20 protein-coding genes and 1 pseudogene are annotated in these 21,582 nt (G+C 44.6%); 10 read left to right on the top strand and 11 right to left on the bottom strand.

Annotated elements, in window-relative coordinates; all coding sequences use genetic code 11:
• The first annotated feature begins 27 nt into the window (after nt 1-27).
• Both FRZ06_15180 and FRZ06_15185 read left to right on the top strand, forming a co-directional pair.
• The gene (locus FRZ06_15180) at nt 28-816 is read left to right on the top strand and encodes an electron transfer flavoprotein subunit beta/FixA family protein (GenBank protein QOX65963.1); all 789 of its coding nucleotides are present in this window, start codon (nt 28-30) and stop codon (nt 814-816) included.
• A 153-nt stretch (nt 817-969) separates the two neighbouring features.
• Nucleotides 970-1,993 (top strand): annotated as a pseudogene (locus FRZ06_15185) (electron transfer flavoprotein subunit alpha/FixB family protein).
• A 271-nt stretch (nt 1,994-2,264) separates the two neighbouring features.
• On the opposite strand, the gene FRZ06_15190 reads toward FRZ06_15185, so the two are convergent.
• The 4 genes from FRZ06_15190 to surE form a co-directional block, all read right to left on the bottom strand.
• Nucleotides 2,265-3,443, bottom strand: a complete 1,179-nt coding sequence (locus FRZ06_15190; GenBank protein QOX64588.1) for an acetyl-CoA C-acetyltransferase — start codon at nt 3,441-3,443, stop codon at nt 2,265-2,267.
• 305 nt (nt 3,444-3,748) lie between these two features.
• Entirely contained in the window at nt 3,749-4,702 is a 954-nt protein-coding gene (locus tag FRZ06_15195) for a DUF2156 domain-containing protein (GenBank protein ID QOX64589.1), read from the bottom strand.
• Between the two features lie 14 nt (nt 4,703-4,716).
• Complete coding sequence (locus tag FRZ06_15200) at nt 4,717-5,304, bottom strand: hydrolase (GenBank protein QOX64590.1); 588 nt, start codon at nt 5,302-5,304, stop codon at nt 4,717-4,719.
• Nucleotides 5,286-6,050 (bottom strand): 5'/3'-nucleotidase SurE, encoded by a 765-nt coding sequence (gene surE / locus FRZ06_15205; GenBank protein ID QOX64591.1) that lies wholly within the window; start codon nt 6,048-6,050, stop codon nt 5,286-5,288. Before surE ends, FRZ06_15200 begins: the two co-directional genes overlap by 19 nt.
• A 594-nt stretch (nt 6,051-6,644) precedes the next feature.
• Between surE and FRZ06_15210 the strand changes: the two genes are divergently transcribed.
• From FRZ06_15210 to FRZ06_15225, 4 genes are all read left to right on the top strand, one after another.
• Nucleotides 6,645-8,369: a DUF1538 domain-containing protein gene (locus FRZ06_15210; protein QOX64592.1), complete on the top strand. Its 1,725-nt coding sequence runs from the start codon at nt 6,645-6,647 to the stop codon at nt 8,367-8,369.
• Nucleotides 8,370-8,394: 25 nt separating this feature from the next.
• Nucleotides 8,395-8,760 carry a hypothetical protein gene (locus tag FRZ06_15215; GenBank protein ID QOX64593.1) on the top strand — a complete coding sequence of 122 codons (366 nt, stop codon included), beginning with the start codon at nt 8,395-8,397 and terminating at the stop codon, nt 8,758-8,760.
• An 18-nt stretch (nt 8,761-8,778) separates the two neighbouring features.
• Nucleotides 8,779-9,120, top strand: coding sequence for a P-II family nitrogen regulator (locus FRZ06_15220; GenBank protein ID QOX64594.1), 342 nt, complete (start codon nt 8,779-8,781; stop codon nt 9,118-9,120).
• A 69-nt stretch (nt 9,121-9,189) separates the two neighbouring features.
• The gene (locus tag FRZ06_15225) at nt 9,190-9,507 is read left to right on the top strand and encodes a P-II family nitrogen regulator (protein ID QOX65964.1); all 318 of its coding nucleotides are present in this window, start codon (nt 9,190-9,192) and stop codon (nt 9,505-9,507) included.
• A gap of 79 nt (nt 9,508-9,586) precedes the next feature.
• On the opposite strand, the gene FRZ06_15230 is transcribed toward FRZ06_15225, so the two are convergent.
• The 4 genes from FRZ06_15230 to FRZ06_15245 all read right to left on the bottom strand — a co-directional run bounded on the left by FRZ06_15230 (nt 9,587) and on the right by FRZ06_15245 (nt 13,742).
• Nucleotides 9,587-10,327 carry an NAD-dependent protein deacylase gene (locus FRZ06_15230; GenBank protein ID QOX64595.1) on the bottom strand — a complete coding sequence of 247 codons (741 nt, stop codon included), beginning with the start codon at nt 10,325-10,327 and terminating at the stop codon, nt 9,587-9,589.
• A 20-nt stretch (nt 10,328-10,347) separates the two neighbouring features.
• Nucleotides 10,348-11,301: a hydroxyacid dehydrogenase gene (locus FRZ06_15235; protein ID QOX64596.1), complete on the bottom strand. Its 954-nt coding sequence runs from the start codon at nt 11,299-11,301 to the stop codon at nt 10,348-10,350.
• Between the two features lie 133 nt (nt 11,302-11,434).
• Nucleotides 11,435-12,232 (bottom strand): DNA metabolism protein, encoded by a 798-nt coding sequence (locus FRZ06_15240; protein ID QOX64597.1) that lies wholly within the window; start codon nt 12,230-12,232, stop codon nt 11,435-11,437.
• The gene (locus FRZ06_15245) at nt 12,174-13,742 is read right to left on the bottom strand and encodes a putative DNA modification/repair radical SAM protein (protein QOX64598.1); all 1,569 of its coding nucleotides are present in this window, start codon (nt 13,740-13,742) and stop codon (nt 12,174-12,176) included. Before FRZ06_15245 ends, FRZ06_15240 begins: the two co-directional genes overlap by 59 nt.
• A gap of 279 nt (nt 13,743-14,021) precedes the next feature.
• Here FRZ06_15245 and FRZ06_15250 point away from each other — a divergent pair, with 279 nt between their 5' ends.
• From FRZ06_15250 to FRZ06_15260, 3 genes are all read left to right on the top strand, one after another.
• A complete protein-coding gene (locus tag FRZ06_15250; GenBank protein QOX64599.1) occupies nt 14,022-15,104 on the top strand; it encodes a calcium/sodium antiporter in 1,083 nt (360 codons plus the stop codon).
• Nucleotides 15,105-15,113: 9 nt separating this feature from the next.
• On the top strand, nt 15,114-16,223 hold the full coding sequence (locus FRZ06_15255) for a patatin-like phospholipase family protein (protein QOX64600.1): 1,110 nt from the start codon (nt 15,114-15,116) through the stop codon (nt 16,221-16,223).
• 90 nt (nt 16,224-16,313) lie between these two features.
• On the top strand, nt 16,314-16,736 hold the full coding sequence (locus FRZ06_15260) for a pyridoxamine 5'-phosphate oxidase (protein ID QOX64601.1): 423 nt from the start codon (nt 16,314-16,316) through the stop codon (nt 16,734-16,736).
• An 87-nt stretch (nt 16,737-16,823) separates the two neighbouring features.
• Here FRZ06_15260 and FRZ06_15265 read toward each other — a convergent pair whose 3' ends face one another.
• The gene (locus tag FRZ06_15265; protein QOX64602.1) at nt 16,824-17,954 is read right to left on the bottom strand and encodes a glycosyltransferase; all 1,131 of its coding nucleotides are present in this window, start codon (nt 17,952-17,954) and stop codon (nt 16,824-16,826) included.
• A 327-nt stretch (nt 17,955-18,281) separates the two neighbouring features.
• Nucleotides 18,282-18,875: an ECF transporter S component gene (locus FRZ06_15270; protein ID QOX64603.1), complete on the bottom strand. Its 594-nt coding sequence runs from the start codon at nt 18,873-18,875 to the stop codon at nt 18,282-18,284.
• A gap of 186 nt (nt 18,876-19,061) precedes the next feature.
• Between FRZ06_15270 and FRZ06_15275 the strand changes: the two genes are divergently transcribed.
• Nucleotides 19,062-20,474, top strand: a complete 1,413-nt coding sequence (locus FRZ06_15275; protein QOX64604.1) for a PLP-dependent aminotransferase family protein — start codon at nt 19,062-19,064, stop codon at nt 20,472-20,474.
• A 143-nt stretch (nt 20,475-20,617) separates the two neighbouring features.
• Here FRZ06_15275 and FRZ06_15280 read toward each other — a convergent pair whose 3' ends face one another.
• A complete protein-coding gene (locus FRZ06_15280; protein QOX64605.1) occupies nt 20,618-21,580 on the bottom strand; it encodes an ROK family protein in 963 nt (320 codons plus the stop codon).
• Nucleotides 21,581-21,582: the final 2 nt, after the last annotated feature.

Below are 21,582 nucleotides of genomic sequence, written 5' to 3' on the forward strand. Positions count from 1 at the left end.
CAGCTGCAAATTGAAAGGAGATAAATGATGAAAATCGTTGTATGCATAAAACAAGTACCAGACACCAATGAAGTAAAGCTGGATCCGGTAACAAATACACTGATCCGTGAAGGAGTACCGAGCATCATCAACCACGATGATAAATCCGGAATCGAGGCTGCACTGCAGCTGAAGGAAAAAGTAGGCGGAACTGTAACCGTTGTTTGCATGGGCCCGCCCCAGGCAGATGTAGCGCTGAGAGAAGCCCTTGCAATGGGTTGTGACGAAGCAGTATTGGTATCCGCAAGAGAATTCGGCGGATCCGACACCTACGCGACTGCACACATCATTTCCGCAGCGCTGAAGAAGGTCGGATATGATCTTGTCATCACAGGTCGTCAGGCCATCGACGGAGATACCGCTCAGGTAGGACCTCAGATTGCTGAGAACCTCCAGATTCCACAGGTTTCCTACGCAGAAGAAATCAATGTGGAAGGCGATAAGGTTGTCGTTAAGAGACAGTATGAAGATCGATACCACATTATTGAAGTGAAGACTCCTTGTCTTCTGACCGCACTGCAGGAACTGGCAGTTCCAAGATACATGCATGCCAGAGGCGTTGTAGAAGCGTATGAAAAGGAAATCAAGACCTACGGTTTTGAAGATCTGAAAGATTCCTTAAATCCTGCTCACATCGGCCTGAAGGGATCCCCGACAAACGTATTCAAATCCTTCACAAAGCAGGCAAAGGGACTTGGAACAAAGCATGCTGACTTAAGTGTTGATGAAGCGGTGCAGATTATTGTAGATAAGCTGGAAGAAAGACACATCATTTAATTTTAATGAGCGCAAAAGCGCAGGAAAATTGGTTCACAGCAAGGCATGCGGCCAAGTGAGAGCGGAGCGTACTTCTCGTACGTGAGCACCGAACGCAGGGCGCGAAACGCAGCTGTGGGCGAATTTAACAAGCTTAAGGAGGGAAATCTCAAAATGAGTAAAGATATTTATGTAGTCGTAGAGCAGAGAGACGGCGTAATCGCTAAGGTTGGTATCGAACTGATCGGAGAAGCCACAAGACTCGCTGCAGATCTGGAACAGAAGGTTGTCGGTATCCTGCTTGGAGCTGACATTAAAGGTCAAGCACAGAAGGTCATCGAATACGGAGCAGATTCCGTTGTTTATGTGGAAGATCCGATGCTTGCTGAATACGTAACAGAGCCCTATGCAAAAGCTCTGACAGCCGTAATCAAGGAATGCGATCCTGAGATCGTACTGTTTGGAGCAACTTCCATCGGAAGAGACCTGGCTCCAAGTAGCATCCAGAATCCACACCGGTCTGACCGCAGACTGCACAAAGCTGGATATTGATGTATTTAAGGCAAATGACGAAGATCCTGGTCAGAAGCTGCTGTTCATGACTCGTCCTGCATTCGGCGGAAACATCATGGCAACCATCCTTTGCAAAAACCACAGACCTCAGATGGCTACCGTAAGACCCGGCGTAATGAAGCGTCTTGAGAAAGATACAGCCAGAACAGGCGAAATCAAAGAGATCAAGGTAGATTTCGTACCTGCTGACATGAACGTTGTGATCAGAGAAGTCGTAAAAGAAACCCACAAGAAGTCCGATATCACAGAAGCGAAGGTTCTGGTTTCCGGCGGACGCGGAATCGGAACACCTGAGTTCTTCGGAACACTGAAAGAGCTTGCTGAAGTACTGGGCGGAGACATCTCCTCCTCCAGAGCCAACGTTGATGCTGGCTGGGCAGCAAAGGACAGACAGGTAGGGCAGACTGGAAAGACTGTAAGACCGGAACTGTATCTTGCTTGCGGAATCTCCGGAGCAATCCAGCACGTAGCCGGTATGGAAGGTTCCGAGTGCGTTATCGCCATCAACAAGAACGATACCGCTCCAATCTTCGATGTAGCTGACATCGGTATCGTAGGCGACGTTAAGGTCATCGTACCAAAGCTCACAGAAGCTCTGAAGAAGATCAAAGCTGCCAACGAGTAAGATTGCGGCAGGCGGTAAAGCCAAGCATTGTGTATAGGCTTTAAATTTAGAAACAAGAGGCCATCAAGCCGAATGAATCAATATTTATCAGATGAAAGAGTAGTGCCTTTAGGGGCACTATTCTTTTTTAAATAAGAACCGCCTCAGGCAAGCATTACGCTGTCCGAGGCGGTTTTCATCTAAGTTTATTCGTGTTTATGAACCTGTCAAACAATATTCTCTTAAATGATACGTATCGTTTGAAAGCCTCATTATCTTTGAGCGGTTTTGGTTATCTTTCAATTACCATGGAAGTTCCCATGCCGCCGCCGATGCAAAGTGTTGCAAGTCCGTATTTGGAATCTCTCTTCTGCATCTCGTGGATCAGGGTAATCAGAATTCTTGCGCCAGACGCTCCGATAGGATGTCCCAGTGCAACCGCTCCGCCGTTTACGTTGAGTTTTTCCGGATCAATTCCAAGATCCTTTCCTACCGCAACAGACTGAGCCGCAAAAGCTTCGTTTGCTTCGATAAGATCCATGTCTGCGATGGTCAGGTTTGCTCTTTCTAAAGCGCTTTTTGAGGCTGGTACGGGTCCGATTCCCATGATGGTCGGATCAACTCCCGCTGATGCATAGGAGGTTACCTTGCAAAGGTATTTCAGTCCCAGCTCGTCAGCCTTTTCCTTGGACATTACGATGATGGCTGCTCCGCCGTCGTTGATTCCGGAAGCATTGGCTGCGGTAACAGCTCCGTCCTTCTTAAATGCTGGCTTCAGCTTTCCGACTCCATCTATTGTTGCTCCGAATTTAGGATATTCATCGGTATCAAAGATGATGGGATCGCCCTTTCTCTGAGGAATTTCCACCGGAACTATTTCATCCTTAAACTTTCCTGCCTTGATGGCTGCTTCCGCTTTGTTCTGGGAAGATACTGAGAACTGATCCAGCTCTTCTCTTGTCAGTCCCCACTGATCGACGATATTCTCAGCGGTGATTCCCATGTGATAGTGGTTGTATGCATCGGTCAAGCCGTCATGAACCATGATGTCGATCATTTTGGCATCGCCCATTCTAGCGCCCCATCTTGCAGCAGGCATGATATAACCGGACTGGCTCATGCTTTCTGCTCCGCCGGCAAGTACGCAATCAGCGTCTCCTGCTTTGATGATCTGTGCTGCAAGACCTACTGTTCTAAGGCCGGATCCACATACCTTATTGATGGTCATAGCAGGCACTTCCTTAGGAACGCCTGCAGCCATGGCTACCTGCCTTGCAACGTTCTGTCCCAGGCCTCCCTGGAGTACGTTACCAAATACTACTTCTTCAATGATTGCTGGATCAATACCCGCTCTCTTAATTGCTTCTTTTACAGCGATGGCACCCAGATCTACTGCGGAAAAATCCTTCAGCGAACCGCCGAAGCTCCCGATTGGAGTTCTAACCGCACTGACAATTACTACTTCTCTCATTCTACCCTCCATTTTTTCCTAACTATTAGACATTTATTAAGCGTTTATAGATAAAATAACATTATTCTTATGAAAGGATTAACTCACTCTATATAATATCACTCTCACAGAAAAAAACAAGGCAATATCAAAAAGTCGCAAAATTCAAATTCGGGAAATATATTTAAGCGAAAATGATTTTTTGATGAAAATATTCCACCAAATCTGCTCTTTTTAACATATTTCTAGTTATTTTTTTCACAAGGATTGTTGTTTCAAAAAGTGCGCCCCAGTAAATATTAGGGCGCACAGCTCAATTTGCCTTATTATCTTTCGTTCTTTTTCAAATCATCTTTAAATATCGCAATATGGCTTTCCACCAGTTTGACAGGTTTATACGAAAGCTTTGCCTTTCTAAGACCTGGGATTCCCATATCCTCTTCACGATTAATATACTTTATGTTCGGCGCCATATGGCGGCAAAACTCATTATTAATCAATTGATACAACCCGCGGTATGCGATATTCGCCTTTTCTACATGAACCGTTACGGTATTTCTGTTCAGCTTCCCCCCGACACACAGGGACTCGATTTTTCCGTCAATCAGAATTGCAGCAGTATGGTATCCCACCGCCTCCAAATTGTGAAACACGTCAGACATGGCGCGTTCTTCCATCTTAAGGAGCGCCATCTCGTGCTCCGGTAAATTCTTTCTTTCGTTAAAATCTTTAATAAACCGCATGGCATCATCTGCCATGGCTGAAGTCAAGGTTACGTATTCATACTGATAGTTATTCAGGAAGTAATTCAGATGATTCTTTTTACTGTGGTAGTCCCTTCCCTTCAGGTCAATCAGATCCTGCTTTCTGTAAAGGTAATCATAATTGGGCCGATCGTCGAAAAACTTTAGTTTTCCGGGGCATGCAGCCTCAAGAATGTCCATCATATGAAAAGGCATCAGCCTGATGCTGAATATGTAGCCCTTCGATTCGAATATTCCCTTTGCTTCCATAATGGTTTTGTATAAGGCAGCAGGATCATAGCTTCCGCTCTTTGTCAGGGGCGGAAACAGAAACGGCTCCTTTGTATCTGTTTCAAGATGGCTTAGACCGGCAATACAAAGATAGTCTCCAATCATCTGCCAGCTGAAATCATTGATATTTCTCCACATATAGAGCGATGAGAAAGAAAGCCCCGACGTACCATAATCAAAGCCTCCAAGATATTCTTCTAGAATCGGCCTCGCTTCTATTGTGATTTGATTTTCAAGCATGAACATTTTTTATGCCTTTCCTATTTCACCAGTGCTGAAATCTGCTTGAATCCAGCTTCCTTAGCCCCTCCCAGCAGTTCAAACAGGATGGATTCGCAGGTAGTGGTCACTGCACCTGCGCCGCTCATTCTACCCAGTGAATATTTTTTGTCTAGTTTGCTTCTCGATGAGATACAATCGACTGCAACAAAAACAGTATACCCTTTTTCAAGAAGATCAATCACGGTTTGCTGAACACACACATGCGCCTCGATTCCGGCGATAATCACCGTCTTTCTCCCCAGCTTTTCCAGTGTCTGGACAAAAACCGGCTCTCCCATTGCACTGAAGCTGGTTTTTTCTACAGCAACAAGCTCTGCTTCGGGAGACCCTTCGCCCAGCGACTCAGTCCATGCGGCAGCTACCGCAGGTACGGTAGGCCCCAATCCCTTTGTGTATTGCTGTGTAAAAACAGCAGGAACATCAAGAATTCTGCATCCTTTCACCAGCTTTACTACAGCTTCTTCCAGGTCTTCATTGTCCTTCATAGCAGGCATTAAACGTTCCTGAAAATCGATTCCTACTAAAACAGTATCTTCTTTTTTAAGCTTTAAAACTTGATTCCCCATGTTTTTACCTCCTCAATCAATTTGTAGCTTGTCAGATCATAATGGAGCGGTGTAATGGTTGCGTAGCCATTTTGCATTGCAACCACATCAATATCCTCCGGCAGATCCTCGTATACGACCGGTGTCCCAGAATACCAGTATTCCATTTCACCATTTTCATTCTTCTTTGGCTCAAACCATTCCTCATACTCTCTTGCGCCAAGCCTTGCAATTTTAACGCCCTTTATATCAGATGGCGGGAGGTTCGGTACATTGATATTTAAAACGGTATTCGAATCAATTTTATCGATTGCTGCTTTAACCGTTTCATAAGCCAGTTCAGCAGCAACCTCAAACGTCAGAGGTTTATGATCATTTACAGAAACCGCCACTGCCGGCAGTCCGCAGATGCATCCTTCGATAGCAGCAGATACGGTACCGGAGTACAGGGTATCTGTTCCATAGTTTCCTCCGTGGTTGATACCAGAGCATACCATGTGGATCTTGACGCCTTGTTCAGAAAGCATTTTCAGGCCAAGCTTCACACAGTCAGCAGGTGTTCCGGTAAACTCCCATGCCTGCTTGGCATTAGGAAAATCCACTTCCTTCATACTAATTGGTTTTCCTACAGTGATTCCATGACCGCAGGCACTCCTTTGTGTGTGTGGTGCGCAAACATATATGTTGGCAATACGGGATAGTGATCTGGCCAGCTCTTTTATTCCTTTTGCTTCGATCCCATCATCATTTGCAATTAACAGATTCATATTGACCTCCAATTTTATATTCCGTTGCAAAATTCAATCATTTGCATCAGGCCTCATTTATTATACCACTCGATTTCGAATTTTAAAAGTGAATCGGAGGAAAAGAAAAAAAGCCGCTCAGAAAATCCTTTGCTTGAAAAGTTTGAGTTTTTTGGTTAAAATATATATATATGTAGATAATACAGTTGCACTACATATGGATATGATTCTATTTTACAAGTTACGACAGAGTAGCAGAAAACTCTGCCGGCTGCTGCCTAAGGCAGATCAAATACGTACATTTTTTCGTATGTCTTAACTTTCAAATGGAACAGAAAAATAGTATTTCTATAAGTTATCTTTTTGCGAATTAATTCTTTTGCTTGTTTTAAGTTAAAGCCTTTTGATGATGCCGAATTCGGGCTCATCTATCCTTGTTATATAAATTTTCATTGCAGATTACGTCACGATGATTTGTAGACGCAGCAGATGAAGATCTTATTTCTTTATCCTGAAAGCTGAATATATTCTTTTGACCATAATAATATGTAGATCCGGAATAATATTCCGTAAAAGAAACGTTATTGCTCACTGACATTTTGAAGGGGGCTTTCTATGAATAAAAAACTAATACTCAAGATTAAGGAATCGCTTTCCTCGGTTCTTCCAATCTCCATCATTGTTTTGGTATTAAACTTTACCATAACGCCTATGCCATTTGGTGTGCGAGGACTGTTTCTAGTCGGCGCCGCATTGCTAATCACAGGAATGGGGTTATTCACATTGGGTGCTGATACCGCAATGATGCCCATGGGGGAACAGATCGGCGGACAATTGATCAAATCCCGTAAACTAAGTCTGCTCATCGTTGCTTGTCTTATTATGGGGACCATGATTACCATTGCAGAGCCAGACTTGCAGGTTTTGGCGGAACAAGTTCCTTCCGTTCCCAATATGGTTCTAATTCTATGGGTTGCTGCAGGTGTTGGAGTCTTTCTCGTTGTGGCCTTACTCCGGATTCTGTTTCAATGGAGATTATCTTATATCCTCATTGGCCTTTACGTGGGTGTATTTGCACTTGGGGCCTTCACATCAGAGAGCTATCTAGCCGTAGCATTTGATTCCGGCGGTGTTACCACAGGACCGATCACGGTACCCTTTATTCTGGCCTTAGGAATCGGTCTCTCTTCTGTTCGCGGAGGAAAAAGTTCTCACGACGACAGTTTTGGCCTAGTTGCACTTTGTTCCGTCGGCCCGATCCTGGCTGTCATGATCATGGGCATGTTTTTCAACACAACAGCCGGAGGTCATTCTTTCAGCAATGTTGAAGATATCACCTCACTGCACGATATATTTCAGCTATTCGGTTATGCTTTACCCAAGTATGCAAAAGAAGTAGCGATTGCTCTTTCACCGATCATTGTATTCTTTATCCTTTTCCAGCTATTTTCATTGAAACTGCCAAAGAGCCAACTGATTAAGCTGTCAATTGGTATTGCATATACTTATTTTGGACTCGTTTTATTCCTTGCGGGTGTAAATATTGGTTTTCTGCCTGCTGGTTCCTATATCGGAGAATACATCGGTGGTCTTCCCTATAATTGGATTCTCATTCCCCTTGGAATGGTCATGGGCTTTTTCATTGTTGCTGCCGAGCCCGCCGTCCACGTACTGAATGACGAGGTCGAGGTCATGACAGGAGGCGCTGTTTCCAAAAACGCCATGCTCTGGAGCCTTTCCATCGGCGTGGCTGTCTCCATCGGCCTGGCTATGATCAGAGTTCTTACCGGTACCAGCATCTGGTTCTTTTTAGTCCCTGGTTATCTAATAGCATTAGCACTCACCTTTTTCGTACCGAAAATATTTACTGCCATCGCCTTTGACTCCGGGGGCGTCGCTTCCGGCCCGATGACGGCAACCTTTTTGCTTCCGTTTACGATGGGTGCTTGTGAAGCGGTGGGCGGAAATATTCTGACCGATGCGTTCGGCGTTGTAGCCATGGTGGCCATGACCCCGTTAATCACCATTCAGGTAATGGGTCTGATCTACAACTTTAAGATGAAGGACATCGCCGAAGAAGAAGAAGACTTCATAGAAGATATTGCTGAAGATATCGTAGAAGAGGAAGAAGGCATTGAATGGTACGGCCAATCCTGTGATGTAGCAGAACATTACGGATGGATGGTCGATACAGAATTTATTGAAAATATTGAATGGGCTAGTGACCTTCGCGAAGAAAAGATTTATAATGATAGGATAACTGATAATGACTATATAGATTTTGAAGAATTGCAGAAACTAGTCATACGAGAGGATTTTGATGATCCTCGCAACAGATGAACAAGGAAGGAGTTTAGAATTTACCATGGATGATACAAAGCAATGCGGAGCAGCCGGTATCAAAAGAATCAAGCTGTTAGTCACGATCGTAGACAGAGGCTTGGGAGAAGAAGTATCGAAAGTTTTAAGAGAGGATGGGGTTACATTTAATCTCATATCCCCTGCTTATTGCGCAGCCGGTTCCCAGCTGATGGATTATCTGGGGCTGACTTCTTTGGAAAGAGACTTGGTAATCAGTGTAGTTTCCGATAATATCGCACATGAAATATTAAATAAGATATTATATAAATTTGATCTTGATGAAGCCAGCAATGGACTTGCTTTTACAATACCGGTATGCGGAGTAAGCGGTCCTTTGGCCCTGCGTTATATGACGGGGCAGCAAGAGTAGGAAAGGAGGAAATGTTCTTTGGAAAGTCAAAAACAGTACGAATGTGTTCTAACCATTGTGAGCCGGGGCTTTGCCGATCAGGTTGTCGATGCAGCGAGAGAAGCAGGCGCCCACGGAGGAACCGTCTTTTTTGCACGGGGAACCGGTATTCATGAAATAGAAAAATTCTTTTCTATTTCGATTCAGCCGGAAAAAGAGCTTATCCTCAATGTGGTTGATCGCCAGGATGCCCCTGCCGTAATGGATGCCATTGTTGCAGCCGCAGGGCTTGGCACAGAAGGAAGAGGCCTGACCTTTTCCCTTCCCATCGATGACATCGTTGGTGTTTTCTGCCCTTGCGCCATCCCGAACAAGGAATAATGCAAATACTTGTGAAAAAGGAGAAATGAGGTAATTCAATTGGCTACAGATAGAGAATTTGATTTGATCATGACGATTGTGAACCGCGGTTTTGCAGATCAAGTGGTAGACGCAGCGAGAGCTGCGGGGGCCCATGGCGGAACAGTATTTTACGCGCGGGGAACCGGCATTCATGAACTGGAAAAATTCTTCGCAATTTCGATACAACCGGAAAAAGAGGTCGTGCTGAATATCGTTAGGCATGAGCAAACGCAGGCCATTATACATTCAATTGTAGCTTCTGCCGGTCTGAAAACAGAAGGAAAGGGTCTATCATTTGCCCTGCCCATCTCCAATATGGCAGGTGTAGTGCATTCCCTTGAAATGCTGGAAGGCAAACAAAAATAAAGGAACACAAAATAACAGCCGCAGGGTACCCTGCGGCTGTTATTTTGTGTAATGATAAGGAGTCCTAAAAAAGTACGTCTTAACCCAGTACTTCACCAATAGACTCATGTATGACCAGATTCGCTCTTTGATCATATGGCGTTTCTGTTTTATTGATTAAAACCAGGTGATCCCCACGAAAATAATTGATCAACCCTGCCGCCGGATAGACCACCAATGATGTTCCGCCCACTATCAGTAAATCTGCCTTTGAAATCGCATCTGTTGCGCCTTCAACAATCTCCTGGTCAAGCGGCTCTTCATACAAGACCACGTCGGGTTTAATAACTCCCCCGCATTTGATGCACCGCGGAATATTGCTGTCGGGATATTCGTCACTTCTGCTGCTTTCCGGCTTCATAATGTAATCAAGACAGTAGAAGGTATGGCACCTCATGCAATGGTTTCTCTGAACAGATCCATGGAGTTCGAAAACCTTCTTGCTCCCGGCTAGCTGATGGAGACCGTCAATGTTTTGTGTCACAACTGCCTTCAGCTTTCTTTTTTCTTCTAACTCAGCCAGAACAAGATGCGCTTTATTCGGCGCTACATGAGGATAGATGAGATTGTTTTTATAGTAATCGTAAAACGTCTCCGTGTGATTTATAAAAAAAGAGTGACTCAGCATTTCTTCAGGAGTATGTCCATATTTTGACTGGGCCTGATATAATCCGTTCTCTGATCTGAAGTCGGGTATTCCACTCTCTGTAGAAACGCCTGCTCCGCCGAAGAAAACAATCCGCTTGCTTGATGAGATCAACTTCTCTAATTCAGGATTCAAATGATCACCTCCTTCTTACCCTAAACAATCCGGTTTCTAGATTCTCCTTTTAGAAAACTTTCAATATTGCTGCAGATGGTATCCATCAGCCTGGCTCTTGCCTCTCTGCTGCCATACCCGATGTGTGGGCTCATATATAACGTTCCACTATCCACAACGGTGAGCAAAGGGTTGTCCGGACTGAGAGGCTCCTCCTCAAATACATCAAGACCGGCTCCTGCAATGATTCTCTCCGAAAGTGCCTGGGCCAAATCCTTTTCAACGATAATCCCGCCTCTGCCAAGGTTCAATAGATATGCACTCTGCTTCATCATTTTCATTTCTTTCAGTCCGATGAGACCTCGCGTCCGTTCATTCATAGGCGCATGCACCGATACGATGTCCGCTTCGTTCAGCAGCTCATCCAGTTCCATACGCTTTAAGCTGTTACTTCTATCTTCGCCTGAAGAAGAGAAATATACAACGCTGCAGCCAAAACCCTGCGCATACGCTGCTACCTTTCTTCCGATGTCTCCCAGGCCGATAATCCCCCATGTTTTTCCTTCCAGCTCAAAAAAATCCTTGCTTGGATCTCTTACTTCCCCTGATGAATATCTCCCCTCTTTCATATACGCATCATAGTATGACGAGTGAGAGAGAAGATAAAAAAGCATAGCAAAAGTATGCTGTGCTACGCTCACTGCCGCATAACCAGGTACATTGGTTACAGCAATTCCATTTTTTCTGCAGTATTCTATGTCCAGGTTATTATATCCCGTTCCTGTTTGACAGATTAGCTTCAGCTTGTCCGCACATGCGAGGTTTGCGGCGTTGAGCTTGTTTTGGTTGGTTATAACTACATCGGCATCAGCGAGATACCTGCTTGCATCCATGTCAGTGATCCAGTCATAGATCTCCACAGTACCAAAACGGTCAAGCCCTGACGTATCCGTATCGAATCCTAACGTCTTTTTATCTAAAAATACTAATTTCATCCTTCACCTAATTGGGAAACGCTGATTATTACTGTGTGCAAACTCCATATTATCAGCACTGCCTTAGCTTTGTTTACAAGCACTAAATTCAATTCATGCTTCTTTTATTATTTTATCATATTATCATAAACAATCAACGAAACTCCGTTAAATTTTTCCAATACCGCACCGGCATCATTCGCTTCTGACAAGCAGGATTGATGCGCTCCTGAATTGCGATGGTTTCAAAATATCGTTTCCATAAATCCCTATAATCCCGCTCTAATTCGCCAAGACCCGGAAGGTCAGCATCGGTAAAGCCTGCAATATACCAGCTGCCCGCTTGCGCAATCACAGCCTTATTTCTAATTTTATCATGGATGATAAACGGGTCACTTTTGAGCCTGTCTGCAAAATGATCCGCAATAATTTCGAGTACGTCATGGTCGGGTTCTACTTTGCAGTAGAGAATTTCACGATCCACTAAACCAGGGGCTTGTTTGACCAGAGCAGAGAATCGAACCAACCCTTTCAGCCGGTGCATCTCTACCGTCACCTTTTTTTCAATCTGCTGAACTTCAAACACGATGGGGTTGCTGTGAAGCAGGCTGACCGCAGATCCCTTTTGAAACCCAAGACGGAGATACTGCAGAAGTTTGTTTTCCTTTTCCTCTGCCGAGGAGAGAAACACGCGGTAAGCACGCTTCAGATCCTCCCTCGAAATCTTGTTTTCAATGGCGTCATAGACTCTTGTAGCCTTGTTTTCTTCTGTCTCAACGGTACGACAGGGCACAAGAATGCTGGCTTGATAGAAGTCACTTCGATAAATCCCAGAAGCTTTTTCGTTGTAATAATGCTCATAGATACAGGTGAGAAAGCCCTCAAAGCTTCCATCATAGAGGTAATCCACCATGAATCCGTTCCTTTCCTGCCCCGCTAAAGTTTTGAACATCTCCGGTATAGCTTCGAACACCTTCGGCAACGTTTAGCGCATCTGCCTCAAAGCTTCGGACTGTTCCAGCACGTTGGGCGATTCCAGCTCCCCATTGGGAAACAATGGGATTAAACATTGAGATTTGAACGTGATCTGCTTTGGGCAAAAGCTGATTTCTAATGCCTTCCGAGTCAAGCGCCTCTTGTCTGATCTGTTCCGGCAAGATGTCAGTTCCCCCATAGTATCTCCCCCTGCAGGTGATAAAATATCGCGCTCGTTTTACAACCACCCCGATCTTCTTCAGGTCATCGAATTGAATTGCAGACAGCTTGCGCTGCCGAACAATTCGCATTGCAGATATCGTTCCGACGCCAGGGATGCGAAGCAGTTCTTCTAAGGATGCTTTATTAACCTCGATAGGAAATTTTTCAATATTTCTTAGCGCCCAGCTGATCTTTGGATCCAGTTCAAGATCCAGAAACGGTGTCTTTTCATCAAGAATCTCATCGGCAGTAAAATTATAGAATCGCAGCAGCCAATCGGCCTGATACAGCCTGTGCTCTCTAGCAAGAGGCGGGGCAGTAAACCGTCCGGGAAGCAAAGGCGAATCAGCGATCGGGATATACGCAGAAAAATAAACCCGCTTCATTTTAAAATTACGGTAAAGACTTTCGGAGGTTTTTACAATCTGTCGGTCACTCTCCGGCGTCGCCCCGATAATCATCTGCGTTGTCTGGCCTGCCGGTGCAAATTTTTCTTTTCCCCTCTTCCCGGGTTTATGAATCGCAAGCGGCCGCCCGGTAAGATCCAGTAAGCTCCCATCTCCCGGCGTAAGGTTTTCCCCCTCAGGCTCCAAATATCTTAAATCGGATGCTGTGCTATAGATATCCTGATTTTTAAACATTGTGCCCGGGCCCTTTAATTGCCTTCGCTCCGTAAGAGTCTGTGTGATCTGGGTCATAGGAGTAAAAATATTTTTCGGTTTTTTCTGGGGAGCCAGGAGACCCAAACTTTCTTTCGTTGGCAGCTCAATATTGATGCTCAGGCGATCTGCGAGAAGCCCAATGCGATGCAAGATCTCTGGCGACACCCCCGGTATGACCTTCGCATGGATATATCCCGCAAAGCCGTATTCCTCCCGCAGCAGCTTCAGACAGTTCATAATCCGCTCCGCTGTATAGTCCGGTGACACTTCCACTGCTGAGCTAAGGAATAACCCTTCTATATAATTGCGACGATAAAACTCTATGGTCAGCCGTGCAAGTTCCTTGGGTTCAAAGCTGGCCCGGCTTACATCTGCCGACCTCCTATTGATACAGTACTCACAGTCATATACACATTTATTAGTAAATAGTATTTTAAGCAGTGAAATACATCTTCCGTCTGCGGACCAGGAGTGACAGATTCCTGCCGCCGACGCACTGCCTATTTTTCCATTATTTTTCCGCTCAACCCCGCTTGTGGAACAGGATACGTCATATTTTGCTCCATCCGCCAGAATCTTCAGTTTTTCCAAAGTAGTGTCCATACACGCTCCTCCACATTAGCCAAGAACTCACGTTCTTATTATGCGCCGTTTCAAACAAATGTTCAAGCGATTCTTTGAACTTCATTTTTTTTATGATATACTGAATTTAAAATATCATAAATTTTCCACATAAAGCTATCATGATACCCGCGGGAAACTGACGTGATTAATTGCTCGCACGTATGATAGATTTCACATACAAATGCCTGAAGCTGGTTAAACTCGACAATAGGCAAATTGCGTTACACCAATTGTCAGCTTTTATGAAAGGAGAAACAAATGTCCGAAATCTTATATTTCATCCTTTTTATTGCAGGCCTTTTCATGGTGATCAAAGGCAGCGACTGGTTTATTGATGCTGCTGTCTGGGCTGCGGAAGTATTTCGCGTCCCGCCATTGATCATAGGCGCTACCGTAATTAGCATTTGCACAACTATGCCGGAGACCTTTGTTTCTGGAGCTGCCTCCATTATGGGAGAGCCTGCAATGGCTCTGGGCAACGCGCTCGGCTCCATCGCTGTAAATAATGGGCTCATTTTAGCAGTCTTATGGATTTTTTCCAGGCCGGTAATCGAAAACCGCAAGGAGTTCCTCCAAAACTCGATCTTCTTGCTCACCCTACTTTTACTGCTCATGGCAGTCGGCCTTTTCTTTTCCCAGATCGGAACGCTAACCGGTTGCGTTCTCATCCTTCTGCTGATCTTATATATCATTCATAACTTTCGTTCCGCCAGAAGACTGATGGATTTGGATATTCAATACGATATCGTTGATGACGAAAAGACCAGAGGAGATCTTCATCACGACGAGCAACCCGAAGGGGTGGTTTATGACGAAACAGAAAATGATTTCGATATATCTGCCCGAATTCTCACAAGAAAAATCATTTTTTTCGCCCTTGGTATTGGTTTGGTTCTCCTTGGTTCGAATCTGCTTGTTGGAAGCGGCATTCATATTGCTGAGCTGTTTCAAGTACCGGCAGTTATGATCGCTGTGGTTTTCACGTCAGTTGGAACATCGCTTCCCGAACTGATCACAGTGATCACCTCTATAAGAAAAAAAGCAACAAATCTGGGTCTGGGAAACATCTTGGGGGCCAGTATTCTGAACATCATTCAGGCTGTGGGAATCTCGGCAGTCATCGCTCCCATTTCCATGACCAATGAAAAAAGCATTCTGAACTTCCAGCTCCCTTTTTTATCTTTCTTAATTCTTTCTATCATCCTGATCGGATCATTCAGCAGGCAAAGGCTGCTCAGATTTGGTGGCTGCTGGCTCTTGGCTCTATATGTTATTTATTTATCAGTAAATTTGCTCAGAGAGCGGATGCCCCTGTTCGGGCCTCTGATCTTCGGAGCATAGGAGGGTATTATGGAGAACCGAAAAACCGCTTTGGTTCTGGGCGGCGGCGGCGCCAGAGGCGCTTATGAAGTAGGCGTATGGCAGGCTCTGCGAGAGCTTGGGATCAGGATTGATCTTGTAACAGGCTCATCGGTAGGCGCTATTAACGGTGCCCTTGTTGCACAGGACGCATTCGATCTGGCAGTCACACTTTGGAGGGATATCGACACTTCCATGGTCTTTGATATGGATCTCAAAGACCTAATCTCAAACAACGGAATTGACAATAGTAAACTGAAAGCTCTTCTGACGAAGTATATCGACGAGACAGCAGTTCGCAGCTCTACAATAGATTACGGTCTTATCACAGCAGAGCTGCCCTCAATGACACCTAAATCGCTAACGAAAGAGCAAATTCCAAACGGCAAGCTAATTGATTATATCTTAGCCAGTTCCACCTTATTTCCACTCATGAAAAGCTATGAGATAGACAGTCTGAAGTACATCGACGGCGGGTTTACCGATAACCTTCCTGTCGGCCTTGCCGTTGATGGCGGTGCCACCCATATCATTGCCGTTGATTTGGATGCCGTAGGAATTATCAGGCGAAATAAAATGACCAATGCCGATTATCTCCGTGTGATACAATGCCCTTGGGATCTTGGGAACATTTTGATCTTTGATAAATTCAACTCAAAACGAATACTTCGGCTGGGCTACCTGGATGCCCTTAAAGCTTTTGGTGCCTACGACGGACATTTTTTCTGTTTCGTTAAAGGAGAATTTGACAAGAGAAGCCTAAGAGGTGCAGATACTGCAGGGCGCATTTTCGGACTGAATCCGGAGATTCTCTATAAGAAGCACATTTATAATCTTCATCTAAAGGAAGCGGTAGACGCCCATATTCAGGAGACGGATAAAGAGCTGAGTACGTTATCCGGAAGTCTTAAGGGCAAACTGCTGGAGGGTTTTGTCAAAGCGAAATCGAGCCTCAATCAGAAAACGATCACGCTGATGATTGCTAAAAGTCTGAGGGAAACCAGCGACACGAAAAACATCTTCCTTACCAAGCCAGCCATGAAGCTTCTGCGGGAGGAAATTCCCTCTGCTAATTATTTGGTCAAGGAAGGTTTGATATAGAGGAAGGGCTTTGAGAAGGTTTGATATAGAGGAAGGGCTTTGATTAAACTTCTTCTAAAAATAGAAACAAAAGATAACGGAGGTTAAATCATGTTAAAGAATCCAGAACAAACGATTGGAACTCTAATTGATAAGCAGGGTGTTTCATTTATCAGCTCTATTGGAGAAGATGGTTTTCCCTGCACAAAAGCAATGCTCCCCCCGAGAAAACGAGAGGGAATCAAAATCTTCTATTTTACAACAAATACGTCTTCCATGCGGGTGTCTCAATATCGGGCAAATCCGAAAGCATGCATTTACTTTTGTGACAAGAGGTTTTTCCGCGGGGCGATGTTGCAGGGAACCATGGAGGTTCTCGAAGACCATGCGAGCAAGGAGATGATATGGCGGGAAGGCGACAATATGTATTATCCCCAAGGAATTGCCGATCCAGACTACTGTGTGTTGAAATTTACCGCAGTTTTAGGCCGTTATTATCATCATTTCAGTTCGCAGAATTTTGACATCGAATAATTTACATACTGAAACACTTGAGACACTGCGCTCCCAATTTGAAAACAAATTGGGAGCACGCCAATTACAGGCCGTTTGCCGATCCATTTATTCAGTTCTTCTTCGCTCCCCATAATCTTTAATCAGATGGTCGCATAAAGTCTGGGCAGAATTTTGCCTTGCGTAGATCTCAATGGTAGATCTCAAGTAATTGATACGCTCTGGATGCTGAAACAGCGAAAATACTGCCTCATCCAGCGGAAAAGATTTCGTGGCATAAAGTGCAAGTCCGTTATTCAGCATAAACTCTGCATTTCTCATCTCATGGCCCGGAATTGGATTTACCATAATCATTGGAAGACCCTTGGCCATTGCTTCAGAAGTCGTAATTCCACCGGGTTTCGTAATAATGCAGTCGGCAGCATCCATCATCAGGTCCACATTATCTACATATCCGTAGATATCAAAGCGTTTCTCCGTCTTTAATTCTTTCGCTTTTTTATACATTCTCTTGTTGTTTCCGCATACCACCATTACTTGCAAGTCCAGCTTAAGGCGGTCCAAACGTTCAATGGATTCATCGATTTTTCCATACCCCATGCTTCCGCTCATCAGAAGAATGGTGTGCATGTGCAAATCCAAACCCAGACGTCTTCTTGCTTCAGACCGATCTATGCGGTCTGAAAACTGCGGCTTTATGGGGATTCCAGTGGGCAGCATCTTGTTGATGTCCAATCCCTTTTTTTCCAGTTGAAATTCCAGAAGATCGCTAGGTGTCACATAATAATCAAGCAAACTTGCTTCCTCCCACAAAGGGTGAACCGTAAAGTCTGTCACAACTCCTACTGTAATGGCGTCTACCCAATGACGCTCTTTCATTATGTTGACCAGGATGGCAGAGAGCACATGGGTGCAAACAATTACATCCGGTTTCGTTTCGTCAATATAGCTTTTCAGATCTTTTGCCCATACTACATTTGTAAGCTTGGGTACAGAGTACTTTTTTAGTGGCTTGTTCTTTTTTACGACAATATCATAGAGCTTTGAGGATATCTTCTTCGCATATGAGGTGGATAACAGATACCCTTTAGACACCAAATCTGACAAAATCGGTTCTATATACTCGTATGCATCCAGCGTATCGCATTCAACTCCCCTTTCTTTGAATGCATTTTCTACTGCCTGCCCTGTAGCATGGTGCCCCTGTCCTGTTGAAATACTCAGTATGAGTGCCTTCATTCACAATCTCCCCTTTTATATCTATTTTTTCTGTATAATTGTTTGTTTTTCACTGCCCGGATCTAAATCCCTATTGATTCTATTACGATACCACATTTCCTGTCAGGGTGGAAGATTTTTGTAATCTTATTTGCTCATTATTATCTTCTAACATTTTTTTAAAATTACTCCTGGCATATAAACACATCAAAAATACGAAAAAAGGGAGACATAAAATGCACTCGCATTTGTAGGCCTCCCTTTAGTCAATCTCTATCAAAATCTTACAATCTATTTTCGCAATTTTTCCGGAACTTAACATTGTTCATATTTTATTGGAAAATCTGTTTATTCCTTGGAACCCTGCGGCCCTGTAATCGGATGAAAGGCAAAATAGCGTGATGCCGGTGTCTTATACAGCGCAGCCGCCAGCAAGGTAGCGATAAACGCTCCTACCGCGAATTGAAGAATGTTCCAGGGAATTCCCGCGAGCGCTGCAAGAAAGCTTCCATAGATAACACCTTCGGCAACATAATAGCCCGCAGCCATGAAGAGTCCTGCTAAAATCATTCCGATCAGCTGAAAGATGGGCACTCCCAGGACTTTGATTCCTCGCTTTTCCATAGATTTTAAGATAAAGATACCCATGACCGCACCCATGATGCCCTTCACGCAAAGCGTCCAGGGTGCCCAGACTGCATATCCGATGAGGATGTCTGCCATAGCAGAGCCAACGCCGGCAGCAACAGCGCCGTATCTCCATCCCAGGATCAGCACCGACAGAAAGATCATTGCGTCACCAAAATGGATATATCCTGTTCCAAAGGGAACCGGAATAGGTATGACGATGGTGGCAACCACAATCAATGCCATCATAAGGCCGGTTAATATAATTTTCATCGTCTTCTCACGATAATTGTCCGTCTTTTCTATGCTTGTCATAATGAACACTCCTTGAATTTGACAGATTGTTTTTTCTTGTATTATAATATAATTAAATTGTACTTTTTTAAATATGCAATTTGATTTACTTTTATAAGTACAATTATGGTTTTTCTTAGAAATTTTCTTATATTATCTACAACTGTTATTTGATATCTATTTTTCATTTCGGTACAGGAGGTTAAGATGAAAGCGATTATTCCTAATTTGAGTCAGGATGCTGGGGTTCCTTTATATCATCAGCTTTACCAATACATCAAAGATTCAGTACTGGAGGGCACGATTGATCCACAGGAAAAGCTTCCCTCGCTCCGAAAGCTGTCAAAAGATCTCGGTCTTAGCTTAACCACGGTAGAACTGGCTTATAATCAGCTTCTAGTTGAGGGCTATATCTATAGCCGTCCCCAATCAGGCTATTATGTCAATGAAATTTCCGCCGGTATGGGTACGGTTCAAAAGGAATCCGGCGCGTTCGCAGAAAGCCCTTTGTCGCTGCCTCTCATTCCGACAAATTCAGATTTTAAGTCGCAGGGATATTATGACCCATCTTGTTTTGATTTTATCAAATGGAAAAAGTGCATCAATCAGGTATTGACTGAATATTCCTGGCTGTTGCTCAGGGAAGGCGATCCCAAAGGCGAGATTTCTCTAAGAAAAGAAATTTCCAGATATGTCTACCAGGCAAGGGGTGTAACCTGCGTTCCTGCTCAGATTGTAATCGGAGCAGGAACGCAGCAGATAACCGGCCAGCTTTGTACAATTTTGACCAAGATGGGGATGAAGCACGTTACCGTTGAAGAACCGGGTTATCTGCCGGTAAGAAATATCTTCCGTGACAGGGATTTTGCCATCACGGCCGCTGCCGTAGGAAAAGAAGGGATTCAGATTGCAAAGCTTCCCGCCAATATCAGGTCTGCCGTTTATGTGAGTCCGTCCAATCAGTTTCCCACAGGCTACGTAATGCCTATTGGCAAGCGATATGAGCTTCTGGAATGGGCGACGAAAAATGACAGCATCATTATTGAGGATGATTATGACAGTGAGCTTCGTTACTTCGGCAAACCCATTCCTTCTCTTCAGGGTCTGGATCACCATCAGCGAGTGGTCTATCTGGGCTCTTTTTCCTCCACCCTATTTCCCTCCATCAAGATCAGCTATATGGTTCTTCCCTCTCATATGGCTGAAATCTTCGACACATTCCAGGGAGATTATACCCAAACCTGTTCCAAATCAGAGCAGCTGACCCTGGCAATCTATATGTCAAAAGGTCTCTATCAGACAAATATAAAAAAGCTTCGAACACTGTATGCTCAAAAACTTCAGGCGGTGCTCTCTATCTTTGCAAAATGGGGGCCGGGCTTTATCCAGCCCATCAATAGTTCTTCTGGAATTAATATGCTCATCGGTGTGAAAAGCAGCAAGCCTGCGGCTGACCTCTGCTGGGAAGCCAAAGAGCTGGGAATCAGTACCCTGCCCATCACCACCTTTACGGAAGCACTTCCGGGAAACACCGCAGCTCTGATCTTTTATTATAATCAGATCCCACTGAAAGACATGGAGTCTGCTCTTACGGAACTCATTGAAAAATGGCGATCTTGAAGCGTGATCGCCATCTGCAGAATGGGAGAGCAGTCGATGAAAATGAGAAAACAGCCGTTGAAATGAGAAAACAGCCGGTGAAAATGAGAAAACAGCCATTGAAATGAGAAGGCCATCCCCTGAAACAGGGATGGCTCTTTCGATTATTTTTTCTTATACGCTGCCAGCATGCCTGCACCGACCAATACAGACGCGCTTCCCATTTCGGATAACTTCAGTGCCGGCAGTGTCGTCTCTCTGCTGTAAACCCACCCATGCATCTTTTCCCGAACGGGTTTTAGCAGCTCCTCGCCCAGGCCTGTGATCCCGCCGCACAGAATGATGACTTCCGGCATGAGAATGTTGGCAAGATTGGTCAGTGCTACTGCCAGATTATCGACATAGCAGCGAAAAATTTCTTTACCCGTCTCATCGCCCAGGGTCATGGCTTCATAAGCTGTCAGCTCCGTTATCTTACCCAAATCATTCTCACAGACTTTCCAGATCAATGATTCCGGATTCTTTTCTGCTGCGGTTCTTGTGTCTTCAATCAGTGCCCTTGCTGAGCATAGTGTTTCGAAGCAACCATTCCTTCCGCAGGAACACTTCCTTCCGTTTTTATCGATTACCATATGACCCAGAACAGCGCCGGCATTATTGAGTCCGGTATATAGTCTATTATCAATGATAACGCCTCCACTGATTCCTGTTCCAATGTTGATTGTGATAGAATAATCCAGATCTTCGGCAGCCCCGGCGGCACTCTCAGCGATGGCTGCACAATGCGCATCATTTTCCACATAGATCGGAATATTTGCAAAGTGTCTTTTTAACTCATCCTTTATCGGAGCGTTATACAAGCCCAAAATATAGGTTTTGAGAATTTTGCTGTTCTCTTCATCGGGAACTCCCGGACAGGCCACACCAATGCTCTTTACGCTTCTTAATTCAAGATCTTTATCCGATAGCAGTTGGCGTATCAGATTTGCAGCATCCTCAACGATCTCGGAAAGCCCCCGTTCACATTTGGACTGCACCTTTGTTCTCGCCAGCAGCCTGCCATACTTATCAACGATACCGGCTTGGATAAATTTCGCTCCGATCTCTACGCCGATATTCACTTTCATAA

Source organism: Clostridiales bacterium (assembly GCA_015243575.1).
GTDB lineage: Bacteria > Bacillota > Clostridia > Peptostreptococcales > Anaerovoracaceae > Anoxybacterium > Anoxybacterium hadale.